Origin of the sequence: Nonomuraea sp. NPDC047897, from assembly GCF_043204415.1 — a bacterium.
In the GTDB taxonomy this organism is placed as follows: Bacteria; Actinomycetota; Actinomycetes; order Streptosporangiales; family Streptosporangiaceae; genus Nonomuraea.
This window is the reverse complement of the sequence record NZ_JBIDCC010000002.1, coordinates 312,060-329,625: the sequence shown is the minus strand read 5'-3', so window position 1 is coordinate 329,625 and position 17,566 is coordinate 312,060. Positions and strand designations below refer to the sequence as shown.

The 17,566-nt window shown below is 73.4% G+C and carries 15 protein-coding genes; 6 read left to right on the top strand and 9 right to left on the bottom strand.

The annotated features are described in order from the left end of the window. Positions 1-81: 81 nt before the first annotated feature. Positions 82-429 carry a winged helix-turn-helix transcriptional regulator gene (locus ACGF0J_RS04950; protein ID WP_393142148.1) on the bottom strand — a complete coding sequence of 116 codons (348 nt, stop codon included), beginning with the start codon at positions 427-429 and terminating at the stop codon, positions 82-84. A gap of 119 nt (positions 430-548) precedes the next feature. Between ACGF0J_RS04950 and ACGF0J_RS04945 the strand changes: the two genes are divergently transcribed. Together ACGF0J_RS04945 and ACGF0J_RS04940 are read left to right on the top strand one after the other, a co-directional pair. Further along, positions 549-947 (top strand): VOC family protein, encoded by a 399-nt coding sequence (locus tag ACGF0J_RS04945; protein WP_393142147.1) that lies wholly within the window; start codon positions 549-551, stop codon positions 945-947. Positions 948-1,289: 342 nt separating this feature from the next. Beyond that, entirely contained in the window at positions 1,290-2,366 is a 1,077-nt protein-coding gene (locus ACGF0J_RS04940) for a GlxA family transcriptional regulator (protein ID WP_393142145.1), read from the top strand. A 71-nt stretch (positions 2,367-2,437) separates the two neighbouring features. Here ACGF0J_RS04940 and ACGF0J_RS04935 read toward each other — a convergent pair whose 3' ends face one another. The 3 genes from ACGF0J_RS04935 to ACGF0J_RS04925 form a co-directional block, all read right to left on the bottom strand. Then, positions 2,438-3,442 carry an enolase C-terminal domain-like protein gene (locus ACGF0J_RS04935; protein WP_393142144.1) on the bottom strand — a complete coding sequence of 335 codons (1,005 nt, stop codon included), beginning with the start codon at positions 3,440-3,442 and terminating at the stop codon, positions 2,438-2,440. A gap of 11 nt (positions 3,443-3,453) precedes the next feature. Further along, positions 3,454-4,845, bottom strand: coding sequence for an MFS transporter (locus ACGF0J_RS04930; protein WP_393142143.1), 1,392 nt, complete (start codon positions 4,843-4,845; stop codon positions 3,454-3,456). Positions 4,846-4,930: 85 nt separating this feature from the next. Further along, the gene (locus ACGF0J_RS04925) at positions 4,931-5,695 is read right to left on the bottom strand and encodes a TetR/AcrR family transcriptional regulator C-terminal domain-containing protein (protein ID WP_393142141.1); all 765 of its coding nucleotides are present in this window, start codon (positions 5,693-5,695) and stop codon (positions 4,931-4,933) included. Positions 5,696-5,794: 99 nt separating this feature from the next. On the opposite strand from ACGF0J_RS04925, the gene ACGF0J_RS04920 reads away from it, so the two are divergent. Next, positions 5,795-7,231, top strand: a complete 1,437-nt coding sequence (locus ACGF0J_RS04920) for an MFS transporter (RefSeq protein WP_393142139.1) — start codon at positions 5,795-5,797, stop codon at positions 7,229-7,231. A 6-nt stretch (positions 7,232-7,237) separates the two neighbouring features. Here the strand turns inward: ACGF0J_RS04920 and ACGF0J_RS04915 are convergent, their stop codons facing one another. From ACGF0J_RS04915 to ACGF0J_RS04895, 5 genes are all read right to left on the bottom strand, one after another. Then, positions 7,238-8,371, bottom strand: a complete 1,134-nt coding sequence (locus tag ACGF0J_RS04915) for a VWA domain-containing protein (RefSeq protein ID WP_393142138.1) — start codon at positions 8,369-8,371, stop codon at positions 7,238-7,240. Beyond that, the gene (locus ACGF0J_RS04910) at positions 8,364-10,577 is read right to left on the bottom strand and encodes a DUF5682 family protein (RefSeq protein WP_393142137.1); all 2,214 of its coding nucleotides are present in this window, start codon (positions 10,575-10,577) and stop codon (positions 8,364-8,366) included. Before ACGF0J_RS04910 ends, ACGF0J_RS04915 begins: the two co-directional genes overlap by 8 nt. Before the next feature lie 138 nt (positions 10,578-10,715). Further along, entirely contained in the window at positions 10,716-11,780 is a 1,065-nt protein-coding gene (locus ACGF0J_RS04905; RefSeq protein WP_393142136.1) for an AAA family ATPase, read from the bottom strand. Beyond that, positions 11,777-13,270 carry a DUF5691 domain-containing protein gene (locus ACGF0J_RS04900; protein WP_393142134.1) on the bottom strand — a complete coding sequence of 498 codons (1,494 nt, stop codon included), beginning with the start codon at positions 13,268-13,270 and terminating at the stop codon, positions 11,777-11,779. The genes ACGF0J_RS04905 and ACGF0J_RS04900 overlap by 4 nt, the downstream gene beginning before the upstream one ends. Next, positions 13,267-14,223, bottom strand: coding sequence for a hypothetical protein (locus tag ACGF0J_RS04895; protein WP_393142133.1), 957 nt, complete (start codon positions 14,221-14,223; stop codon positions 13,267-13,269). Before ACGF0J_RS04895 ends, ACGF0J_RS04900 begins: the two co-directional genes overlap by 4 nt. Before the next feature lie 201 nt (positions 14,224-14,424). On the opposite strand from ACGF0J_RS04895, the gene ACGF0J_RS04890 reads away from it, so the two are divergent. The 3 genes from ACGF0J_RS04890 (at position 14,425) to ACGF0J_RS04880 (ending at position 17,527) form a co-directional block, all read left to right on the top strand. Then, positions 14,425-14,976 carry a cupin domain-containing protein gene (locus ACGF0J_RS04890; RefSeq protein ID WP_393142131.1) on the top strand — a complete coding sequence of 184 codons (552 nt, stop codon included), beginning with the start codon at positions 14,425-14,427 and terminating at the stop codon, positions 14,974-14,976. 161 nt (positions 14,977-15,137) lie between these two features. Then, positions 15,138-16,145: a non-homologous end-joining DNA ligase gene (gene ligD, locus ACGF0J_RS04885; RefSeq protein ID WP_393142130.1), complete on the top strand. Its 1,008-nt coding sequence runs from the start codon at positions 15,138-15,140 to the stop codon at positions 16,143-16,145. A gap of 98 nt (positions 16,146-16,243) precedes the next feature. Then, on the top strand, positions 16,244-17,527 hold the full coding sequence (locus ACGF0J_RS04880; protein ID WP_393142129.1) for a hypothetical protein: 1,284 nt from the start codon (positions 16,244-16,246) through the stop codon (positions 17,525-17,527). Positions 17,528-17,566: the final 39 nt, after the last annotated feature.

Below are 17,566 nucleotides of genomic sequence, written 5' to 3'. Positions count from 1 at the left end.
TCGTCGCTTGTGTGGCCGAGTTCCGGCCGGGTCGGGGGCACCGCGATGACGCCCGCGTCGGCGCCGGCGACCACGGCGCGATCAGCGCCCGTCAGCAGTGGCCATGGCCCTGATGTCGGACACATGGTCAAGGCCCCATTCGGCCAGGGCGTGGACGGTGGCGTTGAGCGAGGCGCCGGCCGGAGTCACGGTGTATTCCACCCTGGACGGTACTTCGTCATAGACATCGCGCCGTATGAGGCCGTCCGCCTCCATCGCCCGGAGTTGTTCGAACAGAACCTTCTCGCTGATGCCGGGGATGCGCCTTCTCAATTCGCCGAAGCGCACCGGCCGACCGTGCAGCTCCCAGAGGATCGTCGCCTTCCATTTACCGGAAATGGCCGCCAAGGCGATACCCAGTCCGCATGCCGCAGGATATTTCCGCACCATCGATTCCTCCCTGCTAACCGTGATGTAGGTGCTTACAATTAAGTCAGTACTTGTCGGCCTCATCGAAACTCTCCTAGTGTTCGTCGTGCAGGACGAACCACCGAAGAAGGAGAATGAAGATGAACAAGGTGTTCTGGTTCGACGTGCCGGTGCGCGATATCGACCGGGCCTCGGAGTGGTACAACGACGTATTTGGCTGGGATATTCAGCCCAGGCATCCCGAGGACGGCGCCGACGCACTCAGTTTCCGTATGGCCTACACGAGCCAGACGGGTGAGAGGCACACGCCGCTGAAGCCCGGCTCGGTGAACGGCGGCGTGGTGACGCGCGACATCGGCATCACGCAGCCAACCATTCTCATCGAGGTCGAAAACATCGACGAGAAGGTCGAGCAGTTGGTCAAGGCAGGCGGTGGGATCGTGACCGAGAAGGTTCACCTGCCCCTCGCCGACGGGTATTTCGCGTACGTGACCGACCCTGACGGCAACGTCCTCGGGCTCTACGAGTGGGAGAAGTAGCCCGCCGACCGGCACGAAGCCACTTCAGCGGTTGTCATCGGCAGCACCGCTGTTTCCCCTGCGGGCTGCTGGAGTCAATCGCCGGCACACGGAGCTCCTGCGAAATGCGCCGACCAGAGGCAATGCGGTTCCCAGGGCCTTCGTGTGCTGTCCGGCAAGCCTCCTCCGCTGGAGGACGCCCCCCAGCCGGACCCCATGATCGTCATCGGTGTTCCTTGCCACGACTGTCCCTTCCCTCTCCGTCGCCGGTCACGACGGTCCACCAGCATGGCCCTCGCGCGTCGTCGTCCGACACTGGCAGGACCGCCGACATTCACCAAATTCCTGCCATAGGGTGTACTCGTGAGTGCTGGTTCCGTAGCCCTGGTCGTGATCGACAACGCCATCCCCATGTGGGACATGTACGAGCTGGGCATCGCCTCGGCGGTCTTCGGCGTGGCCCACGACGATCTCGCGAACCCTTGGTACGACCTGCGGTTGTGCGGGATGCGTCCAGGAGTCTCCTCCCCCCGGCCAGGCTTCGTGCTGAACGCGCCGTACGGGTTGGACGAGCTGGAGAAGGTCGACACCGTGATCGTCCCGGCCGTCCCGGAGGAGTACGTGAGGGGCGACCGCGACCTTCCGGCGGAGCTGATCAGCGCGCTTCAGCGGGCCGGAGCCGCGGGGGCCCGCATGGTCTCGCTGTGCAACGGCGCGTTCGGGCTCGCCGCCGCGGGCCTCCTCGACGGCCGCCTCGCCACCGCCCACTGGGAGCACACCCACGTCCTGGCAGAGCGGTTTCCCAAGGTGAAGGTCGATGGCTCGGCGCTGTACGTCGACGACGGTGATGTGCTCACCAGTGCCGGTCTCAGCGGCGGCCTCGACCTGTGCCTGCACATCGTCCGTCGGGACCTCGGCGCGCAGGTGGCCAACCAGCTGGCCCGCCGCCTCGTGGTTCCCGCCCATCGGCCGGGCGGCCAGGCCCAGTTCGTGGAACGCGTCGTCGCCGTGAGCGACGACGGCATCGCGCCCGTGCTGCACTGGGCCCTGGAGAATCTCGACCGTCCGCTCACCGTCGCCGACCTGGCCGCGCGCGCCGGAATGAGCGCGCGCAGTTTTCACCGGCATCTCCAGGCTTCGACCGGCATGAGCCCGATGAAGTGGCTGCTCCATCAGCGTCTCGCCCGCGCGCAGGTCCTCCTGGAGACCACCGACCTGCCCGTCGACCACATCAGCGAGCGCAGCGGGTTGGGCACCGCCAACAATCTCCGCCACCACTTCGCCCTGCATGTGGGAGTCACACCCACCGAGTACCGGCGAGCTTTCCCCGCTTCCAGGCCCGGGACCACACACAGAGCGGCCGCGGGTCAGCGCCCGGGGGTTCAATCAGGACGTCCCGATCACCTTCGGCCGAGAGCGCATCGAGCGGCTCGCGGGTGAGGGCATGCGGCGTCGGCTCGAACGTCACGAGATCACGCTGTGGCGCCAAGGCCCTCGACATCACACCGGTGTCACGCCTGGAAGTGGTCCTTCGACATGCGGCGCACGCGGTCCTCGTCGATCGTGTGGCCGAGGCCCGGCTGGGTCAGGGGGACCGCGATGACGCCGGCGTTGGCGCCGACGATGGGGGTGACGATCTGGTTCTGGCGGGGCGGCTGGGTGACGTCGCACGCCAGCGTGCAGCCCGGCAGGCTGGCCACCGCGACCGTGGCCGCCCGGGCCAGGCCGGCGCCCTGGCCGCCCGCGCACTGGATGTCCCAGCCGGCCGCCGCGGCGCGGTCGTGGGCGCGGCGCGCCTCGGTGAGCGACGGGAACGCGGTGGGGCGCAGCAGCAGCACGCGGGCCGCCCGCAGCGTCAGGTAGTCGTCCAGCTCGGCCGTGGAGCGGGCCTCGACCGCGACGGCGGCGGCGACCTGGTCCTGCAGGGTGGCGTGGGCGTGGACGTCGGAGACGGGGAAGGGCCGTTCGATGACCTCGATGCCGTAGGAGTCGAGGGCCACGAGCTGTCCGCCGTCGGTGTAGGAGCCGCCGCCGTCGACGGCGAGGGTGAGCGCGGGGTACGCCGCGCGGACGGCGCGCACCGGCTCGACGTCCCAGCCGGGGCGGATGTCTAGGGTGACGTGACCGTAGCCGGCGCACACCTGCTGGTTGACCCGGGTGACCAGATGCTCGACCGACTTGTCGGGCTCCAGCCGGACGGTGGCCATCAGCGAGGTGCGGGTGCCGCCGACGGCGTGGGCGAGGGGGACGCCGCGCATCCTCGTCCACAGGTCCCAGCAGGCCATGTCGACGGCCGAGTCGGTGCCGGGGACGGCGTCGGGGTGCTCCCAGTCGACGCCGACGAGCAGGGCGCCGAGCGACTCCTCCAGCCGGGACCAGGTCTTGGGCTGGGGAGCGAGGGCCTCGCCCCACCCCGTCATGCCGGCGTAGTCGGTGAGCTTGACGAGCAGGCTCTCCGAGCGCCTGCCGAATGGCAGGACCACCCGGAAGACCTCCAGCTCACGGACGCGCGGCATCCATCCCCCTTTTATGACGCGGTTCCCTCCATAGTGCCCGCCTTCGCCGACCGCGCAAAACGGGGAGCCACCACGACCGCCAGCACCGCGAGCACGAACGTGCACGCCAGACCGGCCAGGTACGAGCCGCCGGCGGCGGTGAAGACGGCCCCCGACAAGGCCACGGCGACGACGGTGAAGACGGACTCGCCGACCCCCACGGCGGCGGTGTTCTCGCCCTCCTCGCCGGCCTTGGACATCTCCAGCACCAGCACCGACACCGTCGGGTGCAGGGCGCCGATGCCGAGCCCGGCGACGGCCATGGCGAGGTGGGCCACGACGAGCGGCACCGCGTCGACCAGGACGAGCGAGACCAGGGCGATGCCGGCCGCGATCATGATGGCGCCGCCCCGGACGGCCATGACGTGGCTGATCGTGCCGCGCCCCTTGATCCACGATCCGGCGGACCAGCCGAGCGCGCCGACGGTCAGCACGATGCCGGCGCCGACCGAGGACAGGCCGCGTTCCTTCATCAGCATGAGCGGGACGAGCACCTCGGCGGCCATGAGCGAGCCGTACGCCAGGCCGCGCAGCACGGGGGCGCTCGGCAGGCCGGGGGCGGCCCGCAGCGACCCGGCGGGCAGCAGCTTCGGCAGGGCCACGGCGAGCAGCGCGACGCCGGCGGCGAACAGCGGCAGGCCGGCGAGTTCGAGCGCGCTGCCGTACTGGATGAGCGCGGCGGCCACGGCCGTCAGCCCCGCCCAGACGAGCTTGCGGCCGAGGCCGGGGGCGGGTTCGGCGATGCCGCCGCGCAGCGCCTGCCCGGCGATGCCGCGCCACAGCAGCAGCGCGGCCGGGACGACGATGAGGGAGACGCCGAGGAAGACCCACCGCCAGTCGGCGTTCTGCACGACGAAGCCGGTGATGGCGGGTCCCACCATGGACGGCACCACCCACGCGGCCGAGAACAGGGCGAACACCTTGGGGTGCGCCGCCGCCGGGTAGACCCGGGCGACCAGCACGTACAGCGAGACCTGGACCAGCCCGGCGCCGAGCCCCTGGACGAACCGGCCGGCGACGAACACCTCCATGCTCTGGGCGAACCCCGCGAGCAGCAGCCCGGCCACGAAGGTCGCCACGCCGGTGGCGAGCGGCGCCACGGGGCCCTTCACGTCGCCCCAGCGGCCGCCGAGCACCGTGGCGATGACGCTGGCCGCGAGGGTGGCGCTGAAGGCCAGGTAGTACAGGTGCATGCCGTCGAGGTCACGGGCGACCACCGGCATCGCCGTGGCCACCGCCATGGCCTCGAACGCCACCAGCATGACCAGCGCGACCAGCCCGACGCTGATCGCCCGGTATCCGGGGGAGCCCACGCCCGGCGCCGGGGCCCGGTCGGCTGCGACGGCTTCAACAGTGGATGTCATACGGGCGACGCTAGGGCGGCGCCCGGTCGCCGCGCATCGGGCGGACGCCCTAGGCGAATCGGGCGGACGCCCTAGGCAATTCGGCCTAGCGGTCGCGGGACCGGCTCCGGTGGTCGGCCGCGGTCTGCGGCATGCGGGCCGTCAGCCCGGCGATGATCAGGTCGAGGCCGTACCGGAAGCGCGCCTCGCCGCCGTCGGCGATCAGCGCGTCGACGTTGCCGCTGATGTACGGGAAGCGATCGGGGGGCAGCGAGCGGAAGTAGGCGGCGACCTGGCCCACGTAGCGGCGGAAGTACGCCTCCGTGCCGGACACGCCGGCCGCCCGCATCCTGGCGTAGTGCAGGGAGCCCTCGAAGGCGTCGCCGACGACGTAGAGGACGAGGCGGTCGAAGGCCAGTGAGGCCTCCCGGGGCGGCATGCCCGCCTCGATGAGCAGGCCGAGCGCGTACTCGGCGAGCCGGACGGCGTTGGGCCCGGTGGGGATGCCGGCCAGGGCCGCCCGCGCGACATCGGCGTGGCGGCCGAGGACCCGGTGCATCTCCTCGGCGTAGGCGCGCAGGTGCTCCTGCCAGCGGGCCGGGTCGGGCGCGGGCAGCCGGACCTCGCCGAGCACCTGGTCGTAGATGAGCTCCAGCAGCTCCTCCTTGCCCGACACGTGCGCGTACAGGGAGGCGGGGCCGGTGCCGAGCACCTGGGCCACCCGCCGCATGCTCAGCCCGTCGAGCCCTTCGGCGTCGAGGATGGCGAGGCCGGTCTCGACGATCAGCTCCTGGCTGAGCTGGGGCCTGCGCTGCACCCTGCGCCGGGGCGTGCGCCAGGGCGGTGCCGGTACGTCCGCGTCGCTTGCCATGCGAACAATGTACTTGACACGAACACTGTTCGTCAATAGAACTTCGTACGTCTACGAACAGTGTTCGTCTATCGAACGACGTTCAGAAGGAGTGACCGCATGACCACCGTCACCGTCCCGGCGACCACCCGGCAGCCGTACCGCCGGCGCTGGGCCGCACTGGCCGTGATCCTCGCCGCCGAGGTCATGGACCTGCTCGACGCGCTCGTCACCACCATCGCCGCGCCCACCATCCGAGCCGACTTAGGCGGTTCGGCCAGCCTGGTGCAGTGGCTGGGCGCCGGCTACACGCTGGCCATGGCCGTCGGCCTCATCACCGGAGGCCGGCTCGGCGACCTGTACGGCCGCAAACGCATGTTCGTCGTCGGAGCGTTCGGCTTCACCGCCACGTCCCTGCTGTGCGGGCTGGCCGTCAGCCCCGAGATGCTCGTCGGCGGGCGGGTGCTGCAGGGGCTGTTCGGGGCCGTGATGATCCCGCAAGGGCTCGGGCTGATCAAGGAGATGTTCCCGCCGGAGGAGATCGGCAAGGCGTTCGGCCTGTTCGGGCCAGTCATCGCGACGTCGTCGGTCGGCGGGCCGATCCTGGCCGGCTGGCTGGTGGACGCCGACCTGTTCGGCACCGGCTGGCGCATGATCTTCCTGATCAATCTGCCGGTCGGGCTGGCCGCCGCCGTGGCCGCGATGCGGCTGCTGCCGGAGCTGCGGCTGCCGGACGCCACACGGCTCGACCTGGTCGGCGTGCTGCTCGTCTCCGTCGCGGGCGTCCTGCTCCTCTACCCGCTCATCCAGGGGCAGGAGCTCGGCTGGCCGGCCTGGACGTTCGCCTCGATGGCCGCCTCGCTCGCGGTGTTCGCCCTGTTCGGCGCGCACGAGTCACGCCGGGCGCGCTCCGGCGGCGACCCGCTGGTGACGCCCAGCCTGTTCCGCAAGCGGGCGTTCACCGGCGGGCTGGTCGCCGGGCTCGCGTTCTTCTCCGGGCTGATGGGGCTGAGCCTCGTCTTCACCCTCTACACCCAGGTCGGCCTCGGCTACGGCCCCCTCAAGGCCGGCCTCACCGGCCTGCCCCAGGCCGTCGGCGGCGTCATCGGCTTCGGGCTGGCCATGTCGGGGCTGCAGGAACGGCTCGGACGCGGCCTGCTCCAGATCGGCACCGGCGTCATGGCCACCGGCGCCGCAGTGCTCGGCCTGACCATCCACCTCACCGGCCTCCAGGTCGGCCCGTGGCAGCTCGCCCCAGGCCTGGCCCTCGTCGGCATCGGGATGGGCCTGACCATGGCGCCGTTCTTCGACATCGTGCTGGCCGGAGTGGACCCGCACGAGTCAGGCTCCGCGTCCGGCACACTGACCGCGATGCAGCAACTCGGCGCCGCCCTCGGCACCGCCGTGCTGGGCACGCTCTTCTTCGACCTGCTCGCCCGCCGGTGGAGCTTCGGCGCCGCCATGCAGGCGACGGTCTGGGTCGAGATCGGCCTGCTGGCCCTCACCTTCGTCCTGTCGTTCCTGCTGCCGCGCCGCGCCCGGCCCCTCCCCCACTGACGTGGCTCACGTGGCGTGGCGCTCGGCCCAGCGGGCGATGTCGCGCCGCTCGATCGCGGCGGCCATCAGGTCGGGGAACGCGTCCGGCGTGCACGCGAAGGCGGGCACGCCGAGCGCGGCCAGCGCCGCGGCGTTGTCGTGGTCGTACGACGGCGCCCCCTCGTCCGACAGCGCCAGCAGCACGATCACCTGGACGCCGGCCCGGGTCAGCGCCGCCACTCGGCGCAGCAACTCCTCGCGCACCCCGCCCTCGAACAGGTCGCTGATCAGGATGAGGACGGCACCGGCCGGCCGGCTGATCAGACCTTCGGCGTAGGCGACGGCCCGGTTGATGTCCGTGCCGCCGCCGAGCTGGATGCCGAACAGCACCTCCACCGGATCGTGCAGCCGGTCGGTCAGGTCCGCCACGGCCGTGTCGAACGCCACCAGCGACGTGCTCAACGACCTCATCGAGGCCAGCACCGCCCCGAACACCCCCGCATACACCACCGAGGCGGCCATCGAGCCGCTCTGGTCGACGCACAGCACCACCTCGCGCCGCACCGCCCGCTCCCTGCGGGCGTAACCGACCAGCCGCGACGGCACCACGGTCGCCCGGTCGGGCACGTAGTGGCGCAGGTTGGCCCTGATCGTGCGGTCCCAGTCGATGTCGGCCGCCCGTTTCGGCCTTCGCGTCCTGGCCGACCGGTCGAGCGCGCCGGCGACGGCGGCCCGCGTCGGGTGGGCGAGCCTGCGCTCAAGCTCCTCGACCACCAAACGCACCACCGTCCTCGCCGACTCGCGCGCCCGGTCCGGCAGCACCCGGTTGAGCGACAGCAGCGTGCCGACCAGGTGCACGTCGGGCTGCACGGCCTCCAGCATCTCGGGTTCGAGCAGCAGCCTGGTGAGGTCGAGCCGGTCGATCGCGTCGCGCTGCATCACCTGCACGACCGTGGCCGGGAAGCAGTCCCTGATGTCGCCCAGCCACCGCGCCACCCTGGGCGCCGACGCGCCGAGCCCGCCCTCGCGGTCGTAGAGGGCGGCCAGCGCGCCGTCGGCGCGCGCGTCGGCGCCACTCACCCCCACGCCGATCCCGTCGGCCGCCCCGCCCCCCAGCACCAGCCGCCACCTGCGCAGCCGCTCGTCACCGACGTCACCCATCCGCGTGCCCCCCTCCACGGCCGAGGATCGCGAGCACCGTGCCGACGGCTGCCGCGGCCCGCCGCTCGTCCACGTCGTCCCCCTCCGCACGCCGCCCGGTCCGCCCCGCCGCGCGTACGCGCTCGCCGACGGCCCGGCGCTCCGGTGCGGAGAAGCCGCCGAACGTCCGGCGCAGCAACGGCAGCACCTCGGTGAACCGGTCGGCGGGCAGCCCGGTCAGCCAGCCGTCGACCAGGGCGAGCAGCCGGGCATCGTGCACGAGCAACAACCCGCCGCCCGCCAGGAACCCCTCGACCCACGCGGCCGCCCGCGCCGGCGGGTGGCCGGGCGACATCGCCCGCGACATGCGGCCGGCCGCGTCGCCCGACTCGCCCGCGTCGAACAGGATCCGCGTCAGCCGGCCCTCGATCAGCCCGTGCAGGCCCGGCCGGTCGCTCAGGCCGCGCAGCGTCTCGATCCATCTCTCCCTGGCGCCCGGCCCGGCGGGCAGGCCCTCCCCGCACGCGGCCGGAGGATCGTCCAGCAGGGCGACCGCGGCGTGCACGGCGTCCACCCGCGTGAGCAGCGCCGTCGCCCCGTCGTCGTCGAGGCCTGTCACCGCGACGGGCAGCCCGACGCAGATGCGGTCCAGCATCGAACGCACGATCACGGCCAGCCCCCGCTCCGAGGTGCCGCGCACGTCGCCGTAGCGGTGGGCGCGGACCATCGCCGGCAGCGCCGCCATCAGGTGGACGACGTCGGTGTCCACGGCCGCCTTGGCCGACAGCGCCGCCAGCACCTCCGGCAACGCCTCCGGCAGCTCGGCGAGCAGGCACCGCTCGACCAGGGACGTCAGGTCCGCCAGCGTGACCGGTGCGGCGGCGGCCAGGTCGCCGGCCCGCCGCGCGGCCGCGCCCGCCACCGTGACGCCGAGGGCGGCCGCCTCGATGAGCGCGAGGTCGTACTCGGGCCGCCAGCGCAGCGTCCACGTCTCCCTGAACGTGCCCGTGCCGCGCGACTCGCCCGGCGTGCCCCAGGCGACGCCGAGCAGCCGCAGGCGGTGCAGCAGGCGGCTACGTTCGAGGTCGAGCGGTTTGCGCAGGTCGAGGGTCAGCTCACGGTCGAGCGCCTCCGGCCGGAGCCTGAGCCGGCGCTGGTGTTCGCGCAGGTCGCGCTGGAGCGGCACCATGGGCGTGCCGTCGGTCACCCGGCCGAGCCGGTCGCCGACGACCATGCGGCCGTGGATCAGCTCGACCCGCACGTCGTCTCCCTCGCACAACACCGCCCTGACGGCGTCGGTCACCTCGCCGAGCCCCGCCAGCGGCCGTCCGCGCAGCGTCGCCAGGCCGTGCGCGAGCCGGACCGCCTCGATGACGTGCGCGGAGGAGACGGCCAGCCCCTCGTCACGGAGCAGCGCCGCCGCACCGGCCAGCCACCGCTCCACGGGCCGGTCGGCGACGGTGAACAGGTGGTGGTACCAGCCCGGAGCGCCGATGCCGGCGCCGTAGCCGCTCCACCACGCCAGCCGCTCGTACGTCCACGGCACCCAGGTCAGCGCGGCCCGCACCCGGGGCAGGCCGCGCAGCAGCGCGTCGTCGCTCCTGACCGGCGGTGGCGTCCCGGTCAGCGCGGGGACGTGCCAGGCGCCGCAGACGACCGCGATCCGCTCATGCCCCTGCCGGATCGCGGCGCGCAGCGTCCTGCGCATGTACGCCTCGCGCCGCGCCTCCCGCTCGTCGGGCTCGTGGCCCTCACGCACGGCCGCCATGGCCTCGGCGATGACGTCGAACGGCGTGTCGCCCCGGTGCTCGACGACGTCCTCCCACCAGCGTTCGGGATCGTCGTAGCCGCCGGCCGCGGCCAGCGCGCCGATGGGGTCGAGGCGCGCCTCCGACGGCCGCGCCCGTTCGCCCGCCGCCAGCGAGTGGGCCGCCGGCAGGTCGCAGAAGCGCACGGGGACGCCGTGGGCGGTGCCGTACAGGATGGCCTGCCACTCCGGCGAGAACCCGGCGAACGGCCAGAACGCCGCGCTCGACGGGCTGCCCGGCACGTGGGCGAGCAGCGCGACCGGCGGCTCCAGCTCGGGGGCGAGCCCCACGAGCCCGTCGGCCTCCGGCGGGCCCTCCACGAGGATCACGTCGGGACGCAACCGCCGCAGCTCGTCCCGCACGGCCCGCGCCGACCCCGGCCCGTGATGCCGCACCCCGAGCACAGAGACACCACTCACCGCCACCCCACCCCCGACACGACGACACCACTCACGGCCACCCCACCCCCGACACGACGACACCACTCATGGCCGCCCCCTCGGCACGACGCCGCCCGCTCACGGCCACCCCCCACCCCTCGGCACGACGCCGCCCGCTCACGACACCTCGCGGCAGGCGCGGTAGAAGTCGCGCCAGCCGGGACGCTCGCGTACGACCGTCTCCAGGTACTCGCGCCACGCCACCCGGTCGGACACCGGCTCCTGCACCACCGCGCCGACGATCCCGGCGGCCACGTCGGCCGCGCGCAGCACCCCGTCGCCGAAGTGGGCCGCGAGGGCGACGCCGCCGGTGAGCACCGAGATCGCCTCCGCGGTGGACAGGGTGCCGCTGGGCGACTTGAGCTTGGTGCGGCCGTCCTCGGTGACGCCGGCGCGCAGCTCGCGGAAGACCGTCACCACGCGGCGGATCTCCTCCAGTCCGGTGCCGGTGTCGGGCAGTTCGAGGGAACGGCCGAGCTGGGCGACACGCCGCGCGACGATGTCCACCTCCTCCTCCGCGGTCGCGGGCACGGGCAGGACCACCGTGTTGAAGCGGCGGCGCAGCGCGCTGGACAGCTCGTTGACGCCCCGGTCGCGGTCGTTCGCGGTGGCGATCAGGTTGAAGCCGCGTTGCGCCTGCACCTCGCGGCCCAGCTCGGGGATCGGCAAGGTCTTCTCCGACAGCGCGGTGATCAGAGCGTCCTGCACGTCGGACGGCATCCGGGTGAGCTCCTCCACCCGGGCCACGCGCCCTTCGGCCATGGCGCGCATCACCGGTGACGGGGTGAGCGCGTCGAGGGACGGGCCCTCCGCGAGCAGCCGGGCGTAGTTCCAGCCGTAGCGGACGGCCTCCTCGGCGGTGCCGGCCGTGCCCTGCACGAGCAGTGTCGAGTCGCCGCTGATGGCGGCCGCCAGGTGTTCGGACAGCCACGTCTTGGCGGTGCCGGGCACGCCGAGCAGCAGCAGCGCCCGGTCGGTGGCGAGCGTGGCGACGGCCACCTCCACGATGCGGCGGGCGCCCACGTACTTGGGGGTGATGGGCCCGCCGTCGCCGAGGACGTAGGTGGTGACGGCCCACGGCGACAGCCGCCAGCCGGGAGGCCGCCGCCGGTCGTCCTCCTTGGCCAGCAGGGCCAGCTCCTCGGCGTACTGGTCTTCGGCGTGCGGGCGCAGCACGGTCATCGCAGCTCCTCCAACATGTCGGCCCGGAACCGCAGCACGGCGGCGACCCGCTGCACAGCCGGCTCCGGTGAGTAGTGGCCGGCCGCCTCGCCGAGCGCGGGGTCGATGCGTTCGGCGGCCAGCTTGGTCAGCTCGCCGAGGTTCCACGGCTGGGCGCCCGCCACCTTGACGATCTTGGCGAGGACGGCGGTCGCCAGGCCCTCACGCCAGTGCGGCGGCACCCCGCCCAACACCATGATCAGCTGGCTGTCGACGTCGTGCCGGTGCACGAACCCGGCGGCGAGGTCCTGCCGCTCGTCGGGACCGAGCGCCGCGAGCAGGTCGGAGATCGGGTCCCAGGCGAACATCGCCCGCGCCCATTCCGGGTCGCGCTGCAGCACGGCCGCGCGCACCCATCCGGCCTTCACCTCGGCGTCCCATTCGGGGATCCGCATCGCGAGCAGCCGGCCCGGCGGGTGACCCCAGACGGCCAGCGGGGCGCGGGCGATGAGCTGCTGCAGCCACCAGGCGCGCTCACCGGTGCCGCGCGGCGGCTTGGCCCTGACGCCGTCGCGCTCCATCGCCCCGTCGCAGGCGTGCGGGGCCCGCACGGTGATCACCCCGGACCCGACGGTGAAGCACGCGGCGGCGCGTGCGGCCATCCGCCCGGCGAGGCGGGAGCCGGGCAGCCGGGCGAGCAGGTTGGCGGCCTGCTGGCGCACCTCGCGCCGGCGGTCGTCGAGGGCCCGCTCCAGGAACGGCTCGTCGGCCATGGACAGGCCGTCGGCCAGCACCTCCACGAACTCCGCCCGGTCGCCGGGCGTCTCCTCCTCCCAGGTGCTCTCCAGCAGCAGCCTGGCCGTCTCGGGTTCGGACGCCCTGAGCCGGCGCAGGTGAGCCCGCCGGTCGGCGGCGCCGCCCAGCTCCCACGTCTCACCGGTGGGCTCCTCCAGCAGGTAGGCCCAGGCGGGGTTGAGGCCGGCCAGCCACCGGCCCCGCCGCCCGGCGAGCACGCCGAGATGGGCGCGGATCGACCTGTCGCGGGCGCCCCGGTCGAGCAGCTCGGGCAGCGCGTACGGGGGGACCCGGCGGCCGGTCTCCGCAGCCGCGGCCAGCCATTCGGGCAGCAGCCGCTCGTGCTCGCCACCCATGATCCGCGCCAGCCGTTCCGCGGCCTGCCGGCTGACCGCCGCCTGCCTTTCCTCGCCCCCCGCCCCGCACGCCTTCTCGCGCCTTTCCTCACACTCCTTCTCGCGCTCTTCCTCGCGGACCGTCCCGCGCGCCTTCTCGCGCCTTTTCTCGCGCTCCGCCTCGGGTGCCGGCTGCGGCCTGCTGTCATGTGGCGGCCGGTCACCCGGCCCGCCGGCCTCGTGCGGCCCGGCATCCGGCCGGAGGAGGCGGCCGGCGCGCCGCCGCGCGACCTCCACCGCCGCGTCCGCCAGCAACTCTCCCGGGTACGGCCTGCGGTCGGTGCCCACCAGGGCTGTCGAGGCCAGCTCCGCCCAGCTCACACGATCACCGCCGTGCCGTCGTCGTCCCACGTGGTCAGCGGGCGAAGCCCCTGGGGGGTCCACTCGGCGGCCACCGTGACGGACCGCCCCCCGGACACGGCGAGCAGCCGCCACGGGACGCCCGTCCGGGGGTGCAGCGGGAATCCGCCGAGCATCCCACTGGTGGGGACGACATCGGCGAGCACGAGCGGCCAGGAGTCGATCCACGGGTCACCGGCCAGCGCCCTCGCGACCTCGTCCATGGCGTCCTCCGGCGACATCCCCGGCGGAGCCGCCGTGAACACGGGCTGGGCCACTCCCCCGCGGCCGGGCGCGATGTCGTCGGTGACCCCACGGTCGGGCTCGGTGTCGCGGCCTGGCGTGTCGCCGGAGGTGTGGCGGGTCGCGACCAGGGCGCGGAGGGGGGAGGCGCCCGGGTAGAAGGTCAGGCCGGCGTCGATGACGGTGCCCGTGACCAGCGAGTCGTCCAGCGGATGGTCGGGTGGGGCGAACGACAGCACCAGGGCCGCCCGGCCCGTGACGCGGCCGCGCAGCCACACCCGGCGAGCCGTCAGCCGCTCCTGCGTCTCGTCGCGCCGCCCCAGCACGTCCCACCGGTCACGCACCGCCGGGCCTGCGAGCACCTCCTCGCGCGTCACCGGGAAACCCGTGCGGATGAGCACCGTTCGGGCCAGCGGCTCGGGCAGCTCGTCGCGGCGCCGGTAGGCCACGGCGAGCAGGTGGAGCAGCGCGTACTCCGCCAGCAGCCGCTCCGGCCAGTCGTCCTCGGCCCGGACGCGGGCCAGCCGCGAGACCACGCCCGCGACGCCGGGCGCCTGGGCGTCCACAAGCCGCCGGGCCAGGTCTGCCCAGTCACGCTCACCGGCCACCGTCAGGCCCTGGCGCACCTGGTCGGCCAGCCACCGCTCCAGCTCGGCCAGCCCGGCCGCCACCCGCGCATGCCGCGCGGCCATGCCGCCGGACCCGCGACCGGCCTTCACACCTGGTCGAGCCTCGGGCGAAGAGGCGGGCTCGCGCGAAGAGGCGGGCACAGCCACGCGGGCGGGAGCGGGGGCGGGCTCCTGATCGCGGCCCAACCGTTCGATCACTTGAAGCACACTAGCCACGCCGACCGACATTTCGCGCCCGTCCGGCCCTCTCCTTAGACTCCCCCCGTGGAGCTGACGATCTATCCGGACGGCCCGGCGACGGAGGTCGCCGACGAGGGCGAGGCGCTGGCGCTCGCGGGCCGGCTGCCGGGGCAACTGGTCCTCGACGGCACGCGCTTCCTGCGGCGCGACGTCACCGGCGCCCCTGTCGCCTTCGTCGAGCGTCCGCCCGTCGCCCGTGCCCTCGACCTGCTCCCCCACCCGGAGGGCGGCTGGTACAGGGAGACGTGGCGGGCGCCGGCGACGTTCACGCCCGAGGGTTATCCCGGCGAGCGGGCCAGCGCGACCGGCATCTACTTCCTGCTGCAGCCCGGCGAGGAGTCGATCCCGCACCGGGTCCGGTCGGACGAGGTGTGGCTGTGGCACCGCGGCGGGCCGCTGTCGCTCACGGTGGACGGCGCGACGCTGACCTTGGGGCCGATGGTGGAGGCGGGCCAGGTGCCGCAGGCGGTGGTGCCCGGCGGCGCCTGGCAGTCGGCCCGCCCGGCGGGGGCTGAGGCGGTGCTGGTGAGCTGCGTCGTGTCGCCGGGCTTCGACTTCGCCGACTTCACGACCTGACGCGTCGTCGCGTCCATGAGCCGGCTGCCCGCCGGCGGGCGCCCCGCGCCCCGACCGCTCCGGACGTGCCGGAGGACGGCGGCCGGCCGCTGACCGGGACTTGACCTGCCCCGTACCCGTGGCCGACCGTAGGCCCCGCCGGCGCGGGGAACGCCAACGGCATGGGGCGACTGCCCAGCTACCGGCCGATGCTCGCGCAGCTCGGCCCCCTGCCGCCGCCCGCGCAGCACGACCTGTGGAGCGCGGAGATGAAGTGGGACGGGGTGCGCGGCCTGGCGTACGCCGAGGCGGGGGCGCTGCGGCTGATGTCGCGCAACGGCAGGGACGTGACGCTCGCCTACCCGGAGCTGTACCCGATGGCGGCGGCGCTCGGCGGGCGGGACGTGGTGCTCGACGGGGAGATCGTCGCGTTCGACGACGCCGGTCGGCTCAGCTTCGGCGCGCTCGCGCCGCGCATGCACCAGCGCAATCCCGCCAAGGTGGCCGAGCTGGTCAGGGCCGTGCCCGTCACCTACATGATCTTCGATGTGCTGCACGTGGACGACCGCAGCGTCGTGCGGCTGCCCTACGACGAGCGGCGCGAGCTGCTGGAGGGCCTGGTCACGCCGGGGTTCCGGTGGCAGCTTCCGGTGGCGTTCGGTGGCGACCCGCGGGCGGCGCTGGAGGCCAGCCGGGCGCTCGGCCTGGAGGGCGTGGTGGTCAAGCGGCGCGACTCGCCGTACCGGCCGGGCCGGCGCAGCGCGGACTGGACGAAGGTGAAGAACTTCTCCCACCTGGAGGTGGTCGTCGGCGGGTGGAAGCCGGGCGCGGGGCGGCGGTCGGGCCGCATCGGGTCGCTGCTGCTGGGCGGCCACGACAGCGGGGGGCGGCTGGTGTACGTGGGCCATGTCGGCACGGGTTTCACCGACGCCATGCTCACGGCGCTGCGCGAGGAGCTGGCCCCGCTGGAGCGGCCCGGCTCGCCGTTCGCGGTGCCGGTGCCGCGGGAGTTCGCCCGCGACGCGCGCTGGGTGGAGCCCCGCCTGGTCGGGGAGGTGCGGTACGCCGAGGTGACGGGCGACGGGCGGCTGCGTCACCCGTCGTGGCGGGGACTGCGCCCGGACCTGTCGCCCGGCGAGGTGCGGGCCCCCGGCGCGTCCCTCGGCCGGGCCGCGAGCGAGGGCGCCTGAATCGACCCGAGCGGAAGAGCCCCGTCTCGGTTTCGCGGTGGAAGCTACGGGGACCACTGCCCCGAGACAGGGGCGAGGCGGAGTTCTACGATCGACTCGTGCTGCACCCGTTAGGCGAGCGCTTGGCCGATGAACTCGCCTCGCGCGACATCCCGACCGTGATGGGGGCCGCCGGCGGTGTGACGGTGATCTGTTTGTGGCCCCGCCTGATGGCCTTCACCGACGGCTCCCGGATCTGGTGGACCAGCCCGCATCCCAGCGCGCGGGGCCGCCAGCTGTGCACGTACGCGGTGACGGTGGCCGGTGCGGCCGCCCGGCTGGCCGATCACTATGCGGTGGTACGGTCGCGGCCGGCAACGGATGAGGAGCCCGACGGCACCATGACTGCCGTCGTACGGCAGTTCGAGGCCCCTCCGTTGCCGGATGAGCGGCAGATGGCGGATCGCCTCGGCGCGCGCCTCCCGTCCGCCGCTGTCGACAACCCTCCATCGGCGCCGCCCATGGCGCCGCGGGCCGGTTGTTCCCGGTGGCTGTACGGCTTCGTGGCACTGTTGCTCACGATCAGCGCCGCCGCGTCGTACACCGCGTGGGACCGGTACGTCGTCGCAACCGTGCAGCCGCCCCGGCTGACGTCCACAGGCTCCGTGACGGTGTACGTCCCCCCCGGCGTGTGGCGATTCGAGCCGCAATCGGTCGTCGCCCGGATGAACCTGACCGCCGACTACTCCGGCGCACGGCTCTACCTGCAGATACACCCGCGTGCCCGGAGACCCGCGTGCATCCCCTACGTGGTGGAGCTGTATGGCTCCGCGAGCCTGGTGCCTCCCCCGCCTCCGCTCATCGATCGGGGAATCCAGATCGAGGGGAACACCTGGCGCCGTATCCCAGGGGCGATGCTGGTTCGCGGATCCGCCTGTCCTGGACGCATCGCCGACGGACAGAATCCCAGCCTGCTGTATGGAACCGTCGGATGGCCGCTGGCTGGACCGACCGTGATGCGCCAGGGTAGCTGGACCGCCCTGAGCATCCCCCCGCTCCGGGTGTGGAGCGCCGGCGAGAAGGATTTCGCCGACGCGCTCCGGGACTTCGACAGCGGTTCCCCTCATAGCCCCGGGTCGGCTTTCGGCGTCAGTGGTGCCGACTGCACAGTCGATCTGGGGCCGCTGGGGCCGGTGGATCGACTGGAGGCCGCGGCCCCGCCACTCGATGGTCCAGGGCTTCGCTGGCTGACCTGCGAGCGGCCAATGACGGCCCTGCTCGTGTCGATCCCCGTCAAGGCTGACGCCGACCGGGCGCTGTTCTGGGCCGGTCTCCTCGGCGGGTTTGCCGTTTCGTTGCTCCTCTTCATCGCACAGTCGCTCATCGACTCACGACGCGAGTAGGGCGCCGATGGCCACCGCGCAGCAGGTCCTAGGGCCAAA

What these genes read in the sequence shown, in the direction of transcription:
- ACGF0J_RS04950 (WP_393142148.1), bottom strand. Translation starts at nt 429, where the DNA reads ATGGTGCGGAAATATCCTGCGGCATGCGGACTGGGTATCGCCTTGGCG.
- ACGF0J_RS04945 (WP_393142147.1), top strand. Translation starts at nt 549, where the DNA reads ATGAACAAGGTGTTCTGGTTCGACGTGCCGGTGCGCGATATCGACCGG.
- ACGF0J_RS04935 (WP_393142144.1), bottom strand. Translation starts at nt 3,442, where the DNA reads ATGCCGCGCGTCCGTGAGCTGGAGGTCTTCCGGGTGGTCCTGCCATTC.
- ACGF0J_RS04930 (WP_393142143.1), bottom strand. Translation starts at nt 4,845, where the DNA reads ATGACATCCACTGTTGAAGCCGTCGCAGCCGACCGGGCCCCGGCGCCG.
- ACGF0J_RS04925 (WP_393142141.1), bottom strand. Translation starts at nt 5,695, where the DNA reads ATGGCAAGCGACGCGGACGTACCGGCACCGCCCTGGCGCACGCCCCGG.
- ACGF0J_RS04920 (WP_393142139.1), top strand. Translation starts at nt 5,795, where the DNA reads ATGACCACCGTCACCGTCCCGGCGACCACCCGGCAGCCGTACCGCCGG.
- ACGF0J_RS04915 (WP_393142138.1), bottom strand. Translation starts at nt 8,371, where the DNA reads ATGGGTGACGTCGGTGACGAGCGGCTGCGCAGGTGGCGGCTGGTGCTG.
- ACGF0J_RS04905 (WP_393142136.1), bottom strand. Translation starts at nt 11,780, where the DNA reads ATGACCGTGCTGCGCCCGCACGCCGAAGACCAGTACGCCGAGGAGCTG.
- ACGF0J_RS04895 (WP_393142133.1), bottom strand. Translation starts at nt 14,223, where the DNA reads ATGGCCGCGCGGCATGCGCGGGTGGCGGCCGGGCTGGCCGAGCTGGAG.
- ligD (WP_393142130.1), top strand. Translation starts at nt 15,138, where the DNA reads ATGGGGCGACTGCCCAGCTACCGGCCGATGCTCGCGCAGCTCGGCCCC.